Annotated in this window: 20 protein-coding genes; 9 read left to right on the forward strand and 11 right to left on the reverse strand. The window is 67.1% G+C overall.

The features are described from left to right. Window positions 1–68: 68 nt before the first annotated feature. Entirely contained in the window at window positions 69–668 is a 600-nt protein-coding gene (locus tag FGL25_RS08700) for a hypothetical protein (protein ID WP_138141490.1), read from the forward strand. Here FGL25_RS08700 and FGL25_RS08705 read toward each other — a convergent pair. Beyond that, window positions 654–1,823: an MFS transporter gene (locus tag FGL25_RS08705; RefSeq protein ID WP_138141491.1), complete on the reverse strand. Its 1,170-nt coding sequence runs from the start codon at window positions 1,821–1,823 to the stop codon at window positions 654–656. The two genes, FGL25_RS08700 and FGL25_RS08705, sit on opposite strands and share 15 nt — an antisense overlap. A 48-nt stretch (window positions 1,824–1,871) precedes the next feature. Between FGL25_RS08705 and FGL25_RS08710 the strand changes: the two genes are divergently transcribed. Continuing rightward, window positions 1,872–2,240, forward strand: coding sequence for a DUF423 domain-containing protein (locus FGL25_RS08710; RefSeq protein WP_088411590.1), 369 nt, complete (start codon window positions 1,872–1,874; stop codon window positions 2,238–2,240). Between the two features lie 44 nt (window positions 2,241–2,284). Beyond that, window positions 2,285–3,247: a prolyl aminopeptidase gene (gene pip / locus FGL25_RS08715; RefSeq protein ID WP_003164694.1), complete on the forward strand. Its 963-nt coding sequence runs from the start codon at window positions 2,285–2,287 to the stop codon at window positions 3,245–3,247. A 22-nt stretch (window positions 3,248–3,269) separates the two neighbouring features. Here pip and FGL25_RS08720 read toward each other — a convergent pair whose 3' ends face one another. The 8 genes from FGL25_RS08720 to FGL25_RS08755 all read right to left on the reverse strand — a co-directional run bounded on the left by FGL25_RS08720 (window position 3,270) and on the right by FGL25_RS08755 (window position 11,352). After that, complete coding sequence (locus tag FGL25_RS08720) at window positions 3,270–3,746, reverse strand: DUF6173 family protein (protein WP_003164693.1); 477 nt, start codon at window positions 3,744–3,746, stop codon at window positions 3,270–3,272. Between the two features lie 28 nt (window positions 3,747–3,774). Then, window positions 3,775–4,932 carry a rod shape-determining protein RodA gene (rodA, locus tag FGL25_RS08725; protein WP_046653517.1) on the reverse strand — a complete coding sequence of 386 codons (1,158 nt, stop codon included), beginning with the start codon at window positions 4,930–4,932 and terminating at the stop codon, window positions 3,775–3,777. After that, window positions 4,929–6,923, reverse strand: coding sequence for a penicillin-binding protein 2 (gene mrdA, locus FGL25_RS08730; RefSeq protein ID WP_128719951.1), 1,995 nt, complete (start codon window positions 6,921–6,923; stop codon window positions 4,929–4,931). Before mrdA ends, rodA begins: the two co-directional genes overlap by 4 nt. Further along, entirely contained in the window at window positions 6,920–7,438 is a 519-nt protein-coding gene (locus FGL25_RS08735) for a hypothetical protein (protein ID WP_232463961.1), read from the reverse strand. The genes mrdA and FGL25_RS08735 overlap by 4 nt, the downstream gene beginning before the upstream one ends. After that, window positions 7,435–8,586, reverse strand: a complete 1,152-nt coding sequence (gene mreC / locus FGL25_RS08740; protein WP_138141492.1) for a rod shape-determining protein MreC — start codon at window positions 8,584–8,586, stop codon at window positions 7,435–7,437. Before mreC ends, FGL25_RS08735 begins: the two co-directional genes overlap by 4 nt. Before the next feature lie 119 nt (window positions 8,587–8,705). Next, entirely contained in the window at window positions 8,706–9,746 is a 1,041-nt protein-coding gene (locus FGL25_RS08745; RefSeq protein WP_003164688.1) for a rod shape-determining protein, read from the reverse strand. Between the two features lie 252 nt (window positions 9,747–9,998). Next, a complete protein-coding gene (locus FGL25_RS08750) occupies window positions 9,999–10,616 on the reverse strand; it encodes a glutathione S-transferase family protein (protein ID WP_112999283.1) in 618 nt (205 codons plus the stop codon). Window positions 10,617–10,629: 13 nt separating this feature from the next. After that, window positions 10,630–11,352 (reverse strand): TVP38/TMEM64 family protein, encoded by a 723-nt coding sequence (locus FGL25_RS08755; protein WP_040345220.1) that lies wholly within the window; start codon window positions 11,350–11,352, stop codon window positions 10,630–10,632. A gap of 121 nt (window positions 11,353–11,473) precedes the next feature. Between FGL25_RS08755 and FGL25_RS08760 the strand changes: the two genes are divergently transcribed. Beyond that, a complete protein-coding gene (locus FGL25_RS08760) occupies window positions 11,474–12,679 on the forward strand; it encodes a pyridoxal phosphate-dependent aminotransferase (RefSeq protein WP_138141493.1) in 1,206 nt (401 codons plus the stop codon). A 4-nt stretch (window positions 12,680–12,683) separates the two neighbouring features. On the opposite strand, the gene FGL25_RS08765 is transcribed toward FGL25_RS08760, so the two are convergent. Both FGL25_RS08765 and FGL25_RS08770 read right to left on the reverse strand, forming a co-directional pair. Beyond that, the gene (locus FGL25_RS08765; RefSeq protein WP_128719948.1) at window positions 12,684–13,097 is read right to left on the reverse strand and encodes a hypothetical protein; all 414 of its coding nucleotides are present in this window, start codon (window positions 13,095–13,097) and stop codon (window positions 12,684–12,686) included. Further along, the gene (locus tag FGL25_RS08770) at window positions 13,097–14,071 is read right to left on the reverse strand and encodes a polyprenyl synthetase family protein (RefSeq protein ID WP_197733873.1); all 975 of its coding nucleotides are present in this window, start codon (window positions 14,069–14,071) and stop codon (window positions 13,097–13,099) included. The genes FGL25_RS08765 and FGL25_RS08770 overlap by 1 nt, the downstream gene beginning before the upstream one ends. A gap of 142 nt (window positions 14,072–14,213) precedes the next feature. Here FGL25_RS08770 and FGL25_RS08775 point away from each other — a divergent pair, with 142 nt between their 5' ends. The 5 genes from FGL25_RS08775 (at window position 14,214) to FGL25_RS08795 (ending at window position 19,575) form a co-directional block, all read left to right on the forward strand. Then, entirely contained in the window at window positions 14,214–14,984 is a 771-nt protein-coding gene (locus FGL25_RS08775) for a tRNA1(Val) (adenine(37)-N6)-methyltransferase (RefSeq protein WP_138141494.1), read from the forward strand. Between the two features lie 175 nt (window positions 14,985–15,159). Beyond that, a complete protein-coding gene (locus FGL25_RS08780) occupies window positions 15,160–15,771 on the forward strand; it encodes a TIGR02466 family protein (protein ID WP_138141495.1) in 612 nt (203 codons plus the stop codon). A 69-nt stretch (window positions 15,772–15,840) separates the two neighbouring features. Continuing rightward, window positions 15,841–16,770, forward strand: a complete 930-nt coding sequence (locus FGL25_RS08785) for an alpha/beta hydrolase (protein WP_138141496.1) — start codon at window positions 15,841–15,843, stop codon at window positions 16,768–16,770. A 113-nt stretch (window positions 16,771–16,883) separates the two neighbouring features. Beyond that, a complete protein-coding gene (gene ettA / locus FGL25_RS08790; protein ID WP_076223197.1) occupies window positions 16,884–18,551 on the forward strand; it encodes an energy-dependent translational throttle protein EttA in 1,668 nt (555 codons plus the stop codon). Window positions 18,552–18,645: 94 nt separating this feature from the next. Beyond that, entirely contained in the window at window positions 18,646–19,575 is a 930-nt protein-coding gene (locus tag FGL25_RS08795) for a 2-hydroxyacid dehydrogenase (protein ID WP_138141497.1), read from the forward strand. The last annotated feature ends 97 nt before the right edge of the window (window positions 19,576–19,672 follow it).

Consider the following 19,672-nt stretch of genomic DNA (forward strand, 5'->3'; position numbering starts at 1 on the left):
CCGCATTTCAAAGCACCGTTCACGCTGCGGCGCGCCACGACGGCGCTAGAGGGGGTCTATTTCCTTTGATGGGTCTGGATTCCAACGGCCGTCCTGATCGACGCCCTGTCATCTCCATCTGCGCCTGGTCGCCGTCGTATCGGGCCTGGGATCCCGTCGAGGATCTGTCCGGCGAGCCCTGGAACCCGCCCGGCGCGCGTACTCTGGCGACTCCCGGCGACGCCTCGGCCGAAGCCCTGGCTGAAACCCTGACGGGCTTGCTGTCGCGAGGCGAGTGTTCCGCCTTGCTGCTGGTCGGACGCACCGTTCACGCCGGTCCGATCCGGGTGCAGATGCGCGCCGAAAACCGCCGTCTGGGCGAGCCGGGACGGCTGGACAGCACCGCCCCCAGCATCGCGCGCGTGACAGCGCCGGTCGCCGACATCCTGCGCGAGCTAACGGAGGCCGGGATCTCGGCCATCGCCGACTCTGACGCCGAAGAGGATGCGGGAAGCTATATTCTGTATCGCATTCTGGCGGACCTGCCCGACAGCCTGGAGTCTCCGTCCATCGGCCTGCTGCGCATTCCTGACGGCGAGAGCGAAAACACGGTCCGGACGGCGGTCAAGACGGCCGCTTCGGCGATGGCGCGTCGACTGGCGCCCCTGCCCCGTTCAAACGTGGCCTGAGGCCGCTTCCTTCGACCGCACCCACAGGCCGACCAGCCCCCCGGTCAACGCCAGCGCCGCCATGGCCAGGTAAGCCTTCAGCCCGACGGCGTCATACAGCGGCCCGCTGGCCAGGGTCGCCAGACCGATCAACACCCCGGCCGACAGAGCCGAGCTCAAGGTCTGGGCGGCGGTGTGGCTGTCCGGCGGGCACAGGCGTTCGACGATCTGCACCCCGGCCAGATAGGTGGCGGCGAAGGTCAGGGCGTGCAGCATCTGCAACGGGATCAGCATCCACAGCGGCGGGGCGAAGGCCATCAAGCTCCAGCGCAAGACCGCCGCCCCAGCGCCGATGAACAGCATGGTCCACGGGCCGATGCCGATGCGGCGACGCCACGGCTCGATCCACCACATGAAGCCGATCTCGACCACGACGGAAAAGGCCCACAGCATCCCCGTCACGCTCTCGGCCAAGCCCTGCGCCCGCCAGCTGATGGCCGAGAAGCCGTAGTAGAAGGCGTGCGTCGCCTGCACAGCGCCGATCGAGAAGATCGCCGCCATGAAGACCGGGCGGCGCAACAGCCGCCCCAGCCCCTGAAATCGCTCCAGCTTCGATACAGGACCGCCTTCAGACACAGGCTCGGCCGGCAGGACGCGCCAGGCCGTGACCGCGATCAGCAAGGAGGCGGCGACCGCCCAGAAAATGACGGCGTCTGAAGACACGCGCGTCAGCAGCGCCCCCATGACCAGATTGGCGACGACGAAGGCCGCCGAGCCGCACCCGCGCGGCAGCGAGAAGGCGAATCCTTCCCGCCCCGCGACGCGCAGGGTCATCACGTCGCTGAGCGGAATCAGGGCCGCCGCCGCCGTCGCGCCCAGCAGCCAGAACAGCGCCCAGAGGACAAAGCCCTCGACCAGACTCGCCCCTCCGTAGCCGACCGCCATGACCAGCCCCAGAAGGGCGATGGGCGTTCGCCGCAGCACGAAACCGTCGGCCCAGACCGCCAGCAGCGGCCCTGTCACCGCCCGCGCCAGCATGGGGATGGCCAGCAGGGCGCCGATCTGGGCGCCGCTCAGCCCCTGATCACGGAACCATAGGCCGGCGAACGGCAGGGTCACGCCGCTGGCGCTGAACAGCAGGACATATTGCAGCGCCATGCGCGATGCGGCTTTCATCGGCGGGCGATAGCAGACTTCGGGGTTTTTGTGGTCTAGACATTAGACATGAGCCCTGACCGCAAACTGCTCGCTTTCGCCGGTTTCAACGGCGCCATGGCTGTCGCTTTGGGCGCCTTCGCCGCTCACGGCGCCGCACCCGCCGTCAAAACCCTGCTGACCACGGGCGGTCACTATCAGATGGTGCACGCCGTCCTGGCCGCCGCCCTGGCGTTGTTCGGTACGAACCGCTTGTTGAGCCTGGCCGGATGGCTGGCTAGCACGGGCGGACTGATCTTCTGCCTGGCCCTGGCCATGATTGGGCTGTTGAGCCTGCCGGTCATGGGCGCGGTGGCGCCGGTCGGCGGCGCGCTGATGATCGCCGGATGGGCCCTGCTGATCTTCGCCGCCTTCCAGTCCAATCCCCCCAAGGCCTGACCGCTTCAGACCTGACCGATCCTTTTCTCAGAAGGGCATCTCTCGTGACCAACACTGCGCGCCGCGACCTCTACCCGGAAATCGAAGCCTACGCCTCGGGCTGGATGGCGACCGACAGCGTCCACGAGATCTACTACGAGGAAAGCGGCAATCCCCACGGCGTGCCGGTCATCGTCCTGCACGGCGGGCCCGGCGGGGCGGTCAATCCGGGGATGCGGCGCTATTTCGATCCGGCCAAATACCGCATCGTCATGTTCGACCAGCGCGGTTGCGGTCTGTCGCGGCCGAACGCCTCGCTTGAGAACAACACCACCTGGGATCTGGTCGCCGATATCGAGCGCCTGCGCGAGATGCTGGGCATCGACAAATGGGTGGTCTTCGGCGGCTCCTGGGGTTCGACTCTATCGCTGACCTACGCCATCAAGCACCCGGAACGGTGCCTGGCCCTGCTGCTGCGCGGCATCTTCCTGCTGACGAAGAAGGAGTTGCACTGGTTCTATCAGGACGGCGCCTCGATGATCTTCCCCGACGCCTGGGAGCGTTTCCTGGCCCCCATCCCCGAGGCCGAGCGCGGCGACCTTATGGCCGCCTACTACAAGCGCCTGACCGGCGACGACGTCGAGGAGCGCAACCGCTGCGCCGTGGCCTGGGCGACTTGGGAAGGCGAGACCGTCAGCATCCAGGGCCCGTCAGGCAAGCCGGACAAGTTCGCCGATCCCGACTTCGCCGTGGCCTTCGCCCGCATCGAGAACTGGTACTTCACCAACGGCGGCTTCTTCGACAGCGAGCACTGGATCCTCGAGAACATCGAGACCATCCGCCACATCCCCTGCTGGATCGCGCAAGGGCGCTTCGACGTGGTGACGCCGATCTCGGGCGCCTGGTCCCTGCACCGCGCCTGGCCCGAGGCCAAGCTGGACATCATCGGCGACGCCGGCCACGCCTCCAGCGAGCCCGGCATCATCGACAGCCTGATCCGCGCCACCGATTGGGCGGCGACGCTCTAAGCGTCACAGGGGCGTTCAGGGGCTATTTCGGATTGGTCTTTTCAACCATTTCGCTGAGCTGGAAGCCGATGCGGCGCGCCTCGCGCTCCTCCGGCTTCTTCATGGCGCTGAGCACCACATTGATCTGGCTGTAGTGCTGGATCAGGCGCACCGGCTTGCCGTCGGCGTTCCGGCCGAAGAACATGATCAGGTCCGGGCCCCAGAAGCCCACGTCCATGACCTGCATGGCCCCATCGCCCGGCAGACCGACGACCCGCGCGCCGATCTCCTCGTCCTTGTCTAGGTTGGCCTCGAACTCCTCGATCAGCTTGGACAGGCGCACGAAGGCCCACTCGGCCGGGTTGTCGCGCATCCGCAACCCCTCGGCCTGGACCGCCGCCTCATTCTTCGGATCAGCCAGAACGGGTTGCGGACAAGGCGTGTCGCCGCAGTCGGAGAACATGGCCGGATCGGCCTTTGGGATGTCGGCGGCTTCGGTGTCGGGCGTCTGAACAGTCATGACGACAGCCTAACGCTCGTACAGGCGATTAGAACAGCCCCTGCCCCTTCGGCAGTTCGACATAGCGATGCACCCGCATCGACAGGATCAGGCCGAAGCCGATCATCACCGTCATCATGGTCGATCCGCCATAGGACAGCAGCGGCATGGGCACGCCCACGACCGGCGCCAGCCCCATCACCATCGCCCCGTTGATCAGCACGAACAACGCCAGGAAGGCCGTCATGCCCGCCGCGCTGATCCGGCCGAAATGGCTGTGCGACAAGGCCGCGATCCGCAACGAAATCAGGATCAGCGCGACATAACAGGCCAGTACGGTGAAGGAGCCCAGGAAGCCGAACTCTTCGGACACGGTCGAGAAGATGAAGTCCGTATGGCGTTCCGGCAGGAACTCCAGCTGGCTCTGACTGCCCAGGCCGTAGCCCTTGCCCATCAGCCCGCCGGAGCCCAGGGCGATCTTCGACTGGATGATGTTGTAGCCGGTGCCGGAGGGATCGGCCTCCGGGTTCAGGAAGGTCAGCACGCGGTTGCGCTGATAGTCATGCATCACGAACATGACGAAGGGCGGAATGACGGCCACGGCGGCGGCCACGGCGGCGGCGATGACGCGCCAGCTCAGTCCCGCCATGAACATGACGGCGGCCCCGGTCAGGCCGATGATCATGGCCGAGCCGAGGTCTGGCTGCTTGGCGACCAGGAGGAAGGGCACGCCGATCATCCCCACGGGGATCAGCAGCTTCCACGACCAGCGCGCCTCCTGCGCCGAATGGCCGTGATACCAACGCGCCAGGGCCAGCACCAAGCCGATCTTGACGAACTCGGCCGGTTGGATGCGGGTGAATCCCAGGTTCAGCCAGTTCTTGGCCCCGCCCGCCGTATAGCCCAGCGGCGTGAACTCGATCATCAGCACCAGCACCAGCAGCACGCCGTACAGCGGATAGGCCGCATGGAACCACCACTTGGGGTGAACCATGGCCATGCCGATCATGGCGACCAGCAAGACGCCGAAACGGATCAGATGCTTGGCCGCCCAGGGCTGCCAGTGGCCGCCCGCGATGGAATACAGCATGGCCGTGCCGATCCCGGCCAGGATGCACAACAGGCCGATGACGCGCCAATCCAGCTCAGCGAACTTGCTGGACAGGCGGTCGCGTTCGCCGGGACGCGTCAGGGCGGATGCGGTCATTGTCCGGGCTCCGTCAGGGGCGGCGGCGCGACGCCGTCGACGCCGGCGCCGTCGACCGGCTCGCCTCGCGCCTCGGCCTCGCGCGCGCCGGCGTCCTCCTGCGCCTCAAAGCCTGCCGATTCGATGCGAGCGCGGATTTCGGGATCCTTCAGCAAGGCGACCTTCATCACCTCGCGCGCGCGCGGCGCCCCGGCCGTGCCGCCGCCCAGGCCGCCGTGCTGAACGATGACCGAGACGGCGTAGCGCGGATTATCCGTCGGCGCATAGGCCACGAACAGGTTGTGGTCCTTCTGATTCCAGGGCCGCCCTGCGCCCTTGCGTGAGCCGGAGCCGTAGTTGCGAGCCTGGGCCGTGCCGGTCTTGCCCGCCATCTTGACCGTACCAAGACCTAGCTGGCTGTTGCGGAAGCCCGTGCCCCCGGCGGCCGTCACCGCCTCCATCCCGTCGCGCAGAACCTGCAGCATCTGAGGGTCATAGGGCAGGTCGGCGAAGGCGCTGCCGCCCTGCTCCACCCCGCCGATCGACTTGATCAGGCGCGGCGAGACCGCCTTGCGGCCGTTAGCGACACGCGCCGTATAGACCGCCAGTTGCAAGGCGTTCACCGTCAGGGCGCCCTGACCGATGCCGTAGCTGGGATTCTCGCCCGGATACCATTTCGCATCGCCGCGCACCGGGTTCTTGCGACGCCATTCGCGGTCCGGCACCAGGCCCGCCTTCTGACCGGGAATGCCGATGTCGAAGGTTTGGCCGAAGCCCATATCCCGCGCGGTCTCGGCGATGGCGTCCGGCCCCATCTCCGTCGCCAGGGTCATGAAGTAGACGTTGCAGGACGCCTTGATGGCTCCGCGCAGATCCAACGCCCCATGCCGCCCCAGGCAGGCGAACCGGCGCCCCAGATAGAAGCTGCCGTTGCAGAAGATGCGGCGGCTGGGGTCCAGCCCCCGCTTCATCGCCGCCAGCCCGACGATCGGCTTGAACGTCGACCCCGGCGCGAAGGTGCCGCTCAACGCCTTGTCGGTCAGCGGTCGGCGCTCATAGTCGGCCAGGGCGCGATAGATCTTGGTCGGAACGCCCGACACGAACAGGTTGGGATCGAACGAGGGCGACGACACCATGGCCAGGATGTCGCCGTTGCGGACGTCCATGACGACGATGCTGCCCGCCTCCTCGCCGAACACCTCCAGCGCGCGCTGCTGGACGTCGTTGTCCAGCGTAAGCACCACCTCGGCCCCCTGAACCGCTGGACGCGATCCGGCGATGTCCTCGGCCACGACGCGGCCGCGCGCATTGACCTCGACCCGCTTGCCGCCTTCGACGCCGCGCAAATCCTGATCCAGCGATTGTTCAATGCCTTGTCGGCCGATGCGGAAACCGGGGTTGAACAGGATGGACGGCGGCTGTTCGCCCTTGTCGCGGATCGCTTGCACGTCGCGGTCCGACACCTTGGCCACATAGCCGACCACATGGGCGTAGGCGCCGCCGTGCGGGTAATAGCGGGCCTCGTTCATGTCAGCCATGACGCCGGGCAGCTCTGCCGCGTGCAGATTGACCTTGGAGAACTCCTCCCAGGTCAGGTCGCTCTTGACCGGGACCGGCGAGAAACGCGGCGCGGCGTTGACCTCGCGGATGATGGTGCGACGGCGCTCCAGGGTGTCCGGCAACAGTTGACCCAGCAGGTCCAGCGTCTGGTCCAGATCCTTGGTCTCGTCGCGAACGACCAGGACGCGGAAGCTGGGTCGGTTCCCGGCGATGACCACGCCGTTGCGGTCCTTGATCAGGCCGCGCGGCGGCGGCACCTGGCGGAAATTGAACTGGTTGCGCGTCGCCAGGGTGGCGAACTCTTCCGACTTGAAGAGCTGCAGATGCGCCAGGCGTCCGACCAGGGCCAGCCCGCCCACGACCGTCGCCCCGCCCAGCAGCATGGTGCGCCGCAGGAAGGAGCCCTGCCGCTCGTTCACGTCGGAGAAGAAGATATGCGGTTCGCTGCTCATCGGAATCGCACGTCCGCGTCGTCGAAGCGCTCGATCAACCAATCAGCCAGGGGGAAGAGCAGAAGCGTCGGGATCATCTGCCCCATAACAGCCAACAGATTGGGAGCATTCCCAAGGCTGCCGCGCGTCACGAAATAGGCGACCGCGAAGGCCAAGCCCGTCGAGGCGACATAGAGAGCGAACAGGACGATGGTCGCCTGTCCCGCCAGATACTTCGACGCCAACAGCATAGCGCCATAGATCAGCAACAGGCTGAGCGCCCACATGCCCGTCTGGCCGCCCCAGAAGAAGTCGAGGAATACGCCCAGACCAAATAGCACCGCCGGCGCCAACATGGATGGACGGATCAGCGGCCAGGCGAAGGCCAGAACCATGGGCCAGACCGGTTCGGGCAGGGTCAGGCCGAACAGGCGCAGCGGAATGGCGAACAGGATGGTGGCGGCCGCGGCGATCAGCGCCGGGTAGCCGATCCACTGCATCGGACCGACCATCCGCACGGTGATCGTCCGTCTCACTCGCGGCCTCCGTCAGGCGCGGTCGGCGTCTGGGCCTGCGCCGAAGGTTGCGGCGGCGTGGCGGCGGTCGGCCGGGGCGCGGCGGGACGCGGCGTCGGCTGGGCCTGAGGCGGCGTCGCAGTCGCGGGCGCCACCGGCGCCGGAGGCGGAGCGGCGTTGGCGGCGCGGACGCGCTCTGCGGCGGCCTGTGCAGCGGCGGCGCGGCGCGTGGCCACGTCCTGAATGGCGGCGGCCTGGGCGGCGTTCGGCGGCGGCGCGGTGTTCAGACTGGCCAACGGGGCTGCGTTCAGGGCGTTCTGGTCCGCCAGCTGGCTAAAATCCTGGAACAGCAGGACGCGCACATAGTCGATGGCCGTGCGGTCGCTGTACAGCTTGACCCGCCAGGAGCCGTCCACGCCCTTGGCCACCACGCCGACCGGCAGGCCGCGCGGGAAACCGCCCCCGTCGCCCGAGGTCAGGATGCGGTCGCCTTCCTGCACAGAGCCCTGCCCGCGCACATAGTCGAGGCGCGGACTGCGGCTGCCGTCGCCGGTCAGCATGGCGCGAGCGTCTGTGCGCTCCACCATGACCGGAATTCGCGATGCCACGTCGGTCAGCAGCACCATGCGGCTGTGTGCGCCAGAAACGCCCGAGATGCGGCCGACCAGGCCGTGCTCGCTCAGCACCGGATTGCCCACGCGCACGCCCTTGCCGGCGCCGACGTTCAGCAGGCGCGACCGGGCGAACGGGCCACGCGCGTCGGTGATGGCGCGTCCGGCCGTCATGGCGATGGGCGGCTCGGTCTGCAGGCCCAGCAGTTGTTCGTAGCGGGCGTTGAGGTTCTTCAGCGCCAGGGCGTCGTCGCGCCAGGCGCTCATCTCCGCCAGTTCGCGGCGCAGGCGGCGGTTCTCCGACACGGCGAAGAAATAGCCTTTGACGTAATCCACGGCGTCGCCGCCCCAGCGGACCGGCGCGGCGAGAACCCCGCCCGTGGTTCCGGCGGCGCTGTCGAATGCGGCGCGCGCGGGCTCCAGGTCGTCAGCCGCCGGTTGCGGCCGATCGGCGAGCAGAAGCATGACCGCAGCGACGATTCCGCCGACGACCATGACCGCGGCCGTCCAGGCCAGCGGCACCTTCAGATTCTCGAACGGTCCGTCGCGAAACGCCACGGCCAGCCTTCCTGCTAGAGCTTAGGAATCGGCGGGCTCAAAGCCCGCCGAAAGCGTGAGCCTGTCACAGAAATCCGCCCCTTTTCAGGAATGCGGCGCCTGCGGCAGGCCGATCAGTCTCAGAGCGACGACTCGAGGACGCCCTTCATCCACGACGGGTGCTCCAGCACCTTGCCGCAGCCGATGGCGACGCACGACAGCGGATCGTCCGCCACCTGCACCGGCAGGCCCGTGTGGTCGCGGATCTCGGCGTCCAGGCCGCGCAGCAGAGCGCCGCCGCCCGTCAGCATGATGCCCTTGTCGGCGATGTCGGCGGCCAGTTCCGGCGGCGTCGCTTCCAGCGCGACTTTCACGGCTTCCACGATCTGCGAGACCGGCTCGGCCAGGGCTTCGGCCGCCTGACGCTCGCTCATCTTCACTTCGCGCGGCACGCCCTGCATCAGGTCGCGGCCCTTGACCTCGATCGACAGGCCTTCGCCGTCGGCCGGGATGCGGGCCGTGCCGATGTCCTTCTTGATGCGCTCGGCGGTCGTTTCGCCGATCAGCAGGTTATGGTTGCGGCGCATGTAGGCGATCAGAGCGTCGTCCATCATGTCGCCGCCGACGCGGACCGAACGCGAATAGACGATGCCCGACAGCGACAGCACGGCCACTTCGGTCGTGCCGCCGCCGATGTCGACGACCATCGAGCCGGTCGGCTCGTGGATCGGCAGGCCGGCGCCGATCGCGGCGGCCATCGGCTCGTCGATCAGGCCGACGCGGCGAGCCGAGGCGTTCAGGCAGGAATCATTGATGGCGCGGCGTTCGACGGCCGTGGCGCCCGACGGGACGCAGACGATCATCTTGGGGTTCACGAAGCCCTTGCGGTTGTGAACCTTGCGGATGAAGTGCTTGATCATCTCCTCGGCGACTTCGAAGTCGGCGATGACCCCGTCGCGCATCGGACGGATGGCTTCCATGTGACCGGGGGTGCGGCCCAGCATCTGCTTGGCTTCCAGGCCGACGGCGTGGACGATCTTGCGGCCGCCGACGTTACGCAGGGCGACGACCGACGGCTCGTTCAGGACGATCCCCTTGCCGCGCATGTAGATCAGGGTGTTGGCCGTCCCCAGATCCATAGCGATGTCATTGGAAATCATGCCGAAGAGGGGTGAAAGCATGGGCGTCGGTACCGCTTTAGTTCGGGCCTGCAAGGGCGTGAATTTCATTCGTCCGCTGTGGCGACGCCCTACCCCCGCTTCACGTTGATCGCAAAGCTGTCCTGACCGTCTTCGCCGAGCCGACTACAGGCCCGTTTGCCCTCATGCCGCAGGGATTGCAAGCGCCTATGACTCCTCGATCACAGGCTTGTCACGGCAAGGCTTGAAAGCCTTTCCGCTCAAGCTTTCCAGCCCCGCTTGCGGGTTCGCGGCTCAGACCGCCGTGATGCCCTCGGCATGGAGCACGCGCTGCACGGCCGGGCGCGATTGCACCAGGTCCAGATGGGCGTTCAGCTTCGGAAAGCGCGCCTTGTCCAGCAGGCCCGCCTGACGCGCCCAGCGCGTGAAGACCAGCAGATAGCCGTCCGCCAGCGAATGATCTTCGCCCATGACCCACGGACCGGTCAGCAGATGATTCTCGGCCAGGTCGTATTTTTCCAGCGCGATCCGCACGGCCTCGTCCTTCGCCTCGCCTTCCAGCGGCGGCTTGGAGAACAGCGCCTTGCCGATCGCCGGGTGCAGCGACGACGCCAGCCAGCCGTTGAAGGCCTGCATCCGCGCAAACTCGAACGGATCGTTCAGATCGGCCAACTGGGCGTGCGGATGGGTCTGGGCGACATAGGCCAGGATCGCCGTGTTCTGGGTCAGCACCCCCTTGGGCGTCTGCAGGGCCGGGGTCACGCCCGCCGGGTTGATGGCCAGATATTCCGGCGTGCGCTGCTGGCCGGCGCGCAGGTCGATCTTCTCGATCACATAGTCTGCGCCCGCCTCTTCCAGGCCGATGTGCGAAGCGACGGCGCAGGCGCCCGGCGAATAATAGAGCTTCAGCATCGTCGTTCTCCGATCAATCCACTTGCAGGCTGCGCGCAGCCTCACGGCGCTTCACCCACTCGCGCACCGCCAGCATCAATACAAGCCAAACGCCCGCGACGGCCGCCAGGATCACCGAGGTCCAGATGCCGTCTCCGCTGACCGCCGCCATGAACGACCCGCCGAAAAAGGCGACCAGCGCCGTCTTGGGCAGCACCCCCAGGGCGCACCCCGCCAGATAGGCCGGAAACGACGCCCGCACCGCGCCGAACGCCATGTTCACGACGATGAAGGGCGCCGAGGGCACGTTGCGGATGATGAAGCTGGCCGAAAAGGCGTTGCGGCCCACGAATTTGCGGATGCGCTCGACCGTCCCGCCGCCGTAGCGCTCCAGTGTCCGCGCGGTCGGCCCGCGCCCCAGCCAATAGGTGACGGCCGCCGAGGCGATGGTGGCGATCCAGCTATAGAGAAAACCGAACCACGGCCCGAAGGCCACGACGCAGGCGGCGATCAACAGGAACTGCGGCACGCCGATGAAGGCGGACAGGGTGAACACCAGCACCGCCGCCGCCAGCCCCCACGGCCCAATGCGGTATCCGGCCAGCCAATGCTCCAGCCGGTCCTCCGCCCCCAACGCCAGTTGCGTCTTGCCCAAGGCGAACAGGGCGATGATTCCCGCCAGCAGCAGCAGGGTCACGGCCAGGGTGCGCCACCGCTTGGCCTCCATATTCAGCAGAAAATCGACGACCCGCCGCATAAATTTCGCCCAAATCGCCTTTTGATCGTCCAGGACGCGCACAAACGTTGTGCGCCCCTGCGGGGTTGCGTATCAAGCCTCAGCCTCCCCGGCCCCATCACTTCCACCAGACGGGATAGACATGTCCAGCCTTCAGTCCGCCTCCCTCGCTCGCGTCAAGCCGTCGGCCACCCTGGCCGTGACCGCCCAAGCGCGCGAACTGAAACGCCAGGGCCGCGACGTCATCGGTCTGGGCGCCGGCGAGCCGGACTTCGATACGCCTGACAACATCAAGGCCGCCGCCATCGAAGCCATCAATCGCGGTGAAACGAAATACACCGAAGCCGACGGCATGCCTGAGCTGAAGGCGGCCATCGTCGCCAAGTTCGCCCGCGAAAACGGCCTGACCTACGAAACCAACCAGATCCACGTCGCCTCGGGCGGCAAGCCGGTGATCTACAACGCCCTGGTCGCCACGCTGAACCCCGGCGACGAAGTGATCGTGCCGGCGCCCTACTGGGTCTCCTATCCCGACATGGTGCTGCTGGCGGGCGGCGAGCCCGTCACCGTGGTCGGTGAGGAAGCCGACGGCTTCAAACTGCGTCCCGAGGTGCTGGACGCCGCCATCACGCCCAAGACCAAGTGGATCATCCTGAACTCGCCGTCGAACCCGACCGGCGCCGCCTATACCCGCGCCGAGCTGGAAGCCCTGGCCGCGGTGCTGCGCAAGCACCCTCACGTCTGGATCCTGACCGACGACATGTATGAGCACCTCGTCTATGGCGACTTCGACTATGTCACCATGGCGCAGGTCGCGCCGGACCTGTACGACCGCACCCTGACGTGCAACGGGGTGTCCAAGGCCTACGCCATGACCGGCTGGCGCATCGGCTATGCGGGCGGCCCCAAGCCGCTGATCGACCTGATGCGCAAGGTGGCCAGCCAGACGACCTCCAACCCCTCGTCCATCAGCCAGTGGGCCGCGGTCGAGGCGCTGAACGGCCCGCAGGACTTCCTGGCCCCGCGCGCCGCCGCCTTCGAGAAGCGCCGCGACCTGGTCGTCTCCATGCTGAACCAAGCCGACGGCATCCGTTGCCCGAAGCCGGAAGGCGCCTTCTACGTCTATCCGTCGATCGAGGGCCTGATCGGCAAGACGGCGCCGTCGGGCGTGGTCATCACCGACGATGAAACCTTCACCGCCGAACTGCTGAACGCCGAGGGCGTGGCCGTGGTCCAGGGCGCGGCCTTCGGCCTCAGCCCCTACTTCCGCATCAGCTACGCCACCTCGGAAGCCGTGCTGGAAGAAGGCTGCACCCGCATCCAGCGCTTCTGCGCCAGCCTGAAATAAGCCTTCAGTGAACCGGCGCCGGCGGAATGTTCAACGTCGGCGCCGTTTTCAGGATGAACCCCGCGCACCACGCCAGCGCGCGCTCCGAGTTGTCCATCTCTCCGTCGGGAAGGCGTGACAGACGGCAGGCGGCGTCCGGCTCGCCCTCCACCTCAGGCCCGGCGTAGAGCACGATCGGGCCGTCCGGCAGACTGCCCTCGCGATACAGCATGATGATCGGCGGCACGGGGCGCACCACCAGTTCGGCGTCGTCCCGCGTCATCGCCTCGCCCAGCAGGGCGCGCGCCTGACCGCCGGGATCGCCCGGCTCCAGACGAAACAGCTCGGCTTTCAACCCGTCCCCCGGCCTTTGCGGCATGAGGAAGCGCGGCGGCTCCTGCGCGGCCAGTTGCCCCGCGACGAGCAGCGCCGCCAGCATCACATCGCCCGGCTGACGGCGAAGTCGGCCAGGGCTTCCAGCGCCGAGCGCCACGGCCCGGCGGGCAGAACCTGCAAGGCCGTCTTGGCCCGGTCGGCGTATTCCGACGCCGTATCGAGCGTGGCCTCGACCGCGCCGCTGGCGACGATCAACTGCCGCGCGCGGTCGAAATCCTCGGGCTTGCGGTCGCCCTTGGTGATGACCCGATCCCAGAACAGGTCTTCGGTCCCCTTGGTGCGCTGAACGGCCAGCAGCAGCGGCAGGGTGGCCTTGCCCTCGTTGAAGTCGTCGCCCGCGTTCTTGCCCAGGGTCTCGGTCGCGCCGCCGTAATCCAGGGCGTCGTCCGCCAGCTGGAAGGCGATGCCCAGCGCCATGCCGTAGTCGCGCAGAGCCGCGACCTGCTCGTCCGTCGCACCCGCCCCGACCGCGCCGGATTCGGCGGCGGCGGCGAACAGCTCGGCCGTCTTGGCGCGGATGATCTGCAGATAGGTGTCGAGGTCCAGGTTCAGATCGTGAGCGCGCGTCAGTTGCAGCACCTCGCCCTCGGCGATCACGGCCGAGGCTCGCGCCAGAATGCCCAGAGCACGCAGGGAATCGGTCTCGACCATCAACTCGAACGCGCGCGCGAACAGGAAGTCGCCGACCAGCACCGAAGAGGCCGAGCCCCAGATCAGGTGCGCCGCGACCTTGCCCCGGCGCATTTCCGAGCCGTCGACGATGTCGTCGTGCAGCAGGGTGGCGGTGTGGATGAACTCGACCGAAGCGGCCAGCTTCTTCGGGCCTTCGATGGCGCCCGTCTGACCGATCGCGCGCGCGGCGGCCACGGTCAGCAGCGGGCGCAGACGCTTGCCGCCCGCCGACACCAGATGCTCGGCCAGCAGGGGGATCACCGGCACGTCGGACTGCATCCGCGCGATGATCAGGGCGTCGACCGCCGCCATGTCGTCCTTGGCCAGATGAACCAGGGCGTCCACATCGCCCTTGGGACGGGGAGCGACGGCGAGAGCTGCGTCCACGGAAATCTCTTTCAGCACAGGGGCGAAGGGGGAGATTCGCCCGAAATTCACACGCATCCGCTTGCCCGGACGCGATGCGGCGCACAATGGTGGCGGCGTTATGATGGGTCAAGCCGAGTCATCCCTTACTGCCGCCGCAGATGTGGCCGAATCCGCCTTTCTGGGCGGACGCATCCGCTTGCGCCAACCGACGAAGGGTTATCGCGCGGGCATGGACGCCGCCCTACTGGCCGCCGCCGTCGAGGCGCGCCCTGGCGAACGACTGATCGAGGCGGGCTGCGGCGCGGGCGCCGTCCTGATGCAGATCGCCGCCCGACGCCCCGGCGTCCTGCTGACCGGGCTGGAGCGCGACACAGCCGCCGCCGCCCTCGCGCGCCAGAATGCCGAACTGAACAACGCCGAAGCGCGCACCGCCATCGTGGAGGGCGATGTGGCGCGGGGGTTTCGCGCCCTGGACCTGCCGCCGTTCGACTGGGCGGTCAGCAATCCGCCCTTCTTCGACGACCCCGGCGCCCTGCGCGCGCCCGCCGAGGGCAAGCTCGGCGCCTGGATGGCCGACGACGGCCTGACCGCCTGGGCGGGCTTCCTGCTGAAGGCGGTGCGCGAGGGTGGACGCATCGTCATCATCCACCGCGCCGACCGTCTCGCCGACATCCTGAGCCTGCTGGCGCCCAAGGCGGGCTCCTTCGCCATCCGCCCGATTCACCCCTACGCCGACCAACCCGCCAAGCGCGTGCTGGTCCAGGCCATCAAGACCGGCAAGGCGCCCTTGCGGTTGCTGCCGCCCCTGATCCTGCATGACCGCGACGGCGCCAAGCACAGCCCGCAGGCCGAAGCGATCCTGCGCGGCGAGGCGGGTCTGGGCTTCTAGAACCGGCTTTCTCACCCTTCTCCCCTTGTGGGAGAAGGTGGCATGCGAAGCATGACGGATGAGGGGTTGCGCGACCTTAAATCGATGCCTGCATGGGGGCGGCGAAACCCCTCATCCGACCTCGCTCCGCTCGGCCACCTTCTCCCACAAGGGGAGAAGGGCTATTGCACCTCTCATGTCCTTGCGATCCCTCTTCGCCACCCAGGTCTATGACGCCAACCTCGCCTCGTCGCGCGGCTGGGCGGAACTGCATGAGGAACTGCTCGACCTTTGCCTGGTCATGGCCGAGGAGGACGAGGCTGGGATCGAGTGGTGCCGGGCCAACCACTATCCGGGCTACACATCCTACGGCTCGATCAACGATCTGCCGCAGCGGTTCCCCGAGTTCGCCGAGCTGAAGAAGCTGCTGGACAAGCACGCGGCGAGCTTCGCCGAGAGCCTGCATTTCGATCTGGCCAAGAAGCTGAAGCTCGACAATCTGTGGGTCAACGTCCTGATGCCCGGCGGCGGGCACACCGGCCACATCCACCCGCACGCCGTTCTGTCCGGCACCCTCTACATCCACGTGCCCGACGGCGCCTCTTCGCTGAAGATCGAAGACCCGCGCCTGGTCATGATGATGGCCCGCCCCGGCCTGACCGCCGCCGCCGGCGAGGCCGAGCAGCCCTTCGTCTATCTGAAGCCCGCGCCGGGCACGGTGCTGATGTGGGAAAGCTGGCTGCGCCACGAGGTGCCCGCCAATCGCGCCGAAGAACAACGCATCTCAATCAGTTTCAACTACGCCTGACGTCCTCGCCCTTCCCTCGCCGCATTTGCCCCGAACCTTGCGTCAACGGCGAAGCTTTGGAGGGAATGGATGCGGGTTTTCAGCGCGGCGGCGACGATCGCCATGTTCACGACAGGCGCCCTGCTTCTGGGCGCATGCGGCGAAAAGGCGGATGCGCGAACGGCCCCTGCCCCTGATCCCGCCGTCGCGACCGAAGGCGCGCCCTATGTGCTGACCGGCACCCAGGTCTGGAGCGTGCCCGATCCCGTGTCCGGGCGGAACTATCAGGTCTTCGTCAGCCTGCCCGCCGGCTATGAAGCCAACCCCGGCCGCCGCTACCCCACGCTCTATGTCACCGACGCGGACTACGCCTTCCCCATCATCCGCCAGATCGCCAGGCGGGTGAATCTGGAGGGACCGGTCGTGCAGGAGTTCATCCTGGTCGGCCTGTCCTACGCCGACGGCGACAAGGGCGCCGACAGCCGCCGCCGCGACTACACGCCGACGCCCAACGGCCCGCGCAGCTCAGGCGCCGCCGTGCATGGCGGCGGCGCGGCCTATCAGACCTATCTGAAGACCCAGGCCCTGCCCTTCATCGAGAAGACGTTCCGCGCCGACCCGGCCCACCGCGTCCTGCTGGGCCATTCCTACGGCGGCTTGCTGGGCGCCCAGATCCTGTTCAGCGACCCGGCGATGTTCCAGTCCTACGTCCTGGGCAGTCCGTCGCTCTGGTACGACAAGGGCTACATGATGGGGGTCGAGGCCGACTACGCCCGCAGCCATCGCGATCTGAACGCCCAGGTCTTCATGTATGTGGGCGGTCACGAGAAACCCGGCCCGACGCGCCGCAACAGCGAGGCCGACATGGTCGGCGACATGCAGGCTCTGCACCGCAACCTGGAATCGCGCGGCTATCCCGGCCTGAAAGTCAGCTCCGTGGTGCTGGAGGACGAGGATCACCTGACCGTCGCCCCCGTCGGCTTCACGCGCGCTCTTGAGGCCGTGCTTCCCGCCCGCTGAGAGCGCCTCCGAAAAGCCGCGCGCCTATCCGAAGATTTGCCCAAAGGCGTCGGGATCGCTACATCCCCCGTCAACTTCCCCATCCGCACTGAATCAAGGGCGCGACGCGACGCATGGCGCAGCAATATATCTTCCAGATGCAGGGTCTGACCAAGACCTTCCCCGGCGGCAAAAAGATCTTCGAGAACATCTGGCTGAGCTTCTACAACGACGCCAAGATCGGCGTTGTCGGGGTCAACGGCTCGGGTAAATCCACCCTGCTGAAGATCATGGCCGGCCTGGACAGCGAGTTTCAGGGCGAGGCCCGCGCCGCCGACGGCGTCAAGCGCGGCTACCTGGAACAGGAACCCCACCTCGATCCGGCGCTGAACGTGCGCCAGAACGTCGAGGCCTGGTGCGAAGAGAAGCAGTGGGTCAACCGCTTCAACGAAGTCGCCGCCGAACTGGGCGAGAACTACACCGACGAACTGATGGAGGAGATGACCGCCCTCCAGGAGAAGATCGACGCCGGCGACGTCTGGGACATCGATAGCCGCATCGATCAGGCCATGGGCGCCCTGCGCTGCCCGCCCGACGACTGGGAAGTCACCAACCTGTCCGGTGGTGAAAAGCGCCGCGTGGCGCTAGCCCGCCTGCTGCTGTCGAAACCCGACATGCTGCTGATGGACGAACCGACCAACCACCTGGACGCCGAATCCGTCGCCTGGCTGCAGCACCACCTGGAGAACTTCCCCGGCTGCGTCATCCTGGTGACCCACGACCGCTACTTCCTGGATCAGGTCACGAAGTGGACGCTGGAGCTGGACCGCGGCAAGGGCCACCCGCACGAGGGCAACTACTCCTCGTGGCTGGAAGCCAAGCAGAAGCGCGTCGTGCAGGAGCAGTCGGAATCCGAAGCCCGTCAGCGCGCCCTCACCCGCGAACTGGAATGGGTCCGTTCGGGCGCCAAGGCCCGTCAGGCCAAGTCTAAGGCCCGTCTGGCCGCCTATGAGAAGATGGTCGCCGAGCAGGAAAATTCGCGTCAGGCCCAATCCTTCGCCGTCATCCAGATCCCGCCCGGCCCGCGCCTGGGCAACGTCGTGCTGGAAGTCGACGGCCTGAAGAAGTCCTATGGCGACAAGGTTCTATTCGACAACCTGACCTTCAAGCTGCCGCCCAACGGGATCGTCGGCGTCATCGGCCCCAACGGCGCCGGCAAGTCGACCATGTTCAAGCTGATCACCGGCCAGGAAACCCCGGACGGCGGCACCATCAAGGTCGGCGAAACGGTCAAGCTAGCCTACGTCGATCAGTCGCGCGACGACCTGAAGCCGGACGACACCATCTGGCAGGCTATCTCGGGCGGCACCGACATCATGATGGTCGGCAAGCGCGAGATTAACACCCGCGCCTATGTCGGCTCGTTCAACTTCAAGGGCGGCGACCAGCAGAAGAAGGTCGGCCAACTGTCGGGCGGTGAGCGTAACCGCGTCCACCTGGCCAAGACCCTGGCCACCGGCGGCAACCTGATCCTGCTCGACGAACCGACCAACGACCTGGACATCGAAACCCTGCAGAACCTCGAAGAGGCTCTGGAAGAGTTCGCCGGCTGCGCCGTGGTCATCAGCCACGACCGCTGGTTCCTGGACCGTCTGGCCACCCACATCCTGGCCTTCGAAGGCGACGGCCACGTGGAATGGTTCGAGGGCAACTTCGAAGCCTATGAACAGGACAAGATGCGCCGCCTGGGCGCGGACAGCATCATTCCCAAGCGCATCCAGCACCAGAAGTTCGGTCGCTGATCGAACTGACCAGATGACAAGCGGCCCTCCGAGCGATCGGGGGGCCGTTCTGCTTTGGACTGGCGCTCCAGCGAAAGCGGGATAGTCTGTCCCCATGACCCAGCGTCCCGCCGTCCTGATCATGCAGCGGCATCTGGCCCCGCTGAGCGCCTTCCTGGAAGGCGCCTACGACGTCTATCGCTTCTGGGAAGGCCCGCCGATCGAGGCCGCCCATGATATCCGCGCTCTGATCGTCGCGGGCGAGTTCGAACTGGACAAGAGCCTGATCGAACGCCTGCCCAATCTGTCGCTGATCGCCTGCTTCACGGCGGGTTATGACGGCATCGACGTCGAATGGTGCCGCGCGCGCGGTCTGCCCGTCACCCATGCCCCCGGCGTGAACCACGAAGACGTGGCCGACCACGCCATCGGCCTGATCCTGGCCGCGCGCCGCCAGATCGCCGAGGGCGACCGCACGCTCCGCGCGGGCGGGTGGAGCCTCTCCACACGCAGCATCACCACCTCCTTGAGCGGTCAGAGACTGGGGATCGTCGGTCTGGGCCATATCGGCGAGGCCGTGGCGAGACGCGCCGACGTCATGCGGATGAACGTCCGCTGGTGGGGCCCGCGCGAGAAGGACGCAAGCTGGCCTCGCACCGACACCTTGATCGACCTCGCCCAAGGTTCCGACATTCTCGTCGTCGCCTGTCGGGCGGATGAGAACAATCGGGGGCTCATCTCGGCCGAAGTGATCGAGGCGCTTGGCCCGTCGGGCCTGCTGGTCAACGTCGCGCGCGGGCAATTGGTCGATGAGGACGCCGTCATCGCCGCGCTGAAGGACGGCCGACTGGGCGGCGCCGCGCTGGACGTCTTCGCCCAGGAGCCGACCGAAGCTGCGCGTTGGGTGGGCGTGCCCAACACCGTCCTGACGCCCCATACCGGCGGCGCCACGACCGAAGCGGTGCAGGGGATGCTGATGCTGCTTCTACAGAATCTCTCGGCCCACTTTGCCGATGAGCCATTGAAGACGCCTGTCGCAGACTGAAATTCCGCCCCTCGGGGCCGTCTCGCCCCCCATTCCAGACAAGCAAAGAACGATCCGTGCCTGCATTACGCGGATAGAAGACGCGTGCGACCAGATT

The sequence above is a fragment of the Brevundimonas vancanneytii genome, from assembly GCF_901421975.1.
In the GTDB taxonomy this organism is placed as follows: domain Bacteria; phylum Pseudomonadota; class Alphaproteobacteria; order Caulobacterales; family Caulobacteraceae; genus Brevundimonas; species Brevundimonas diminuta.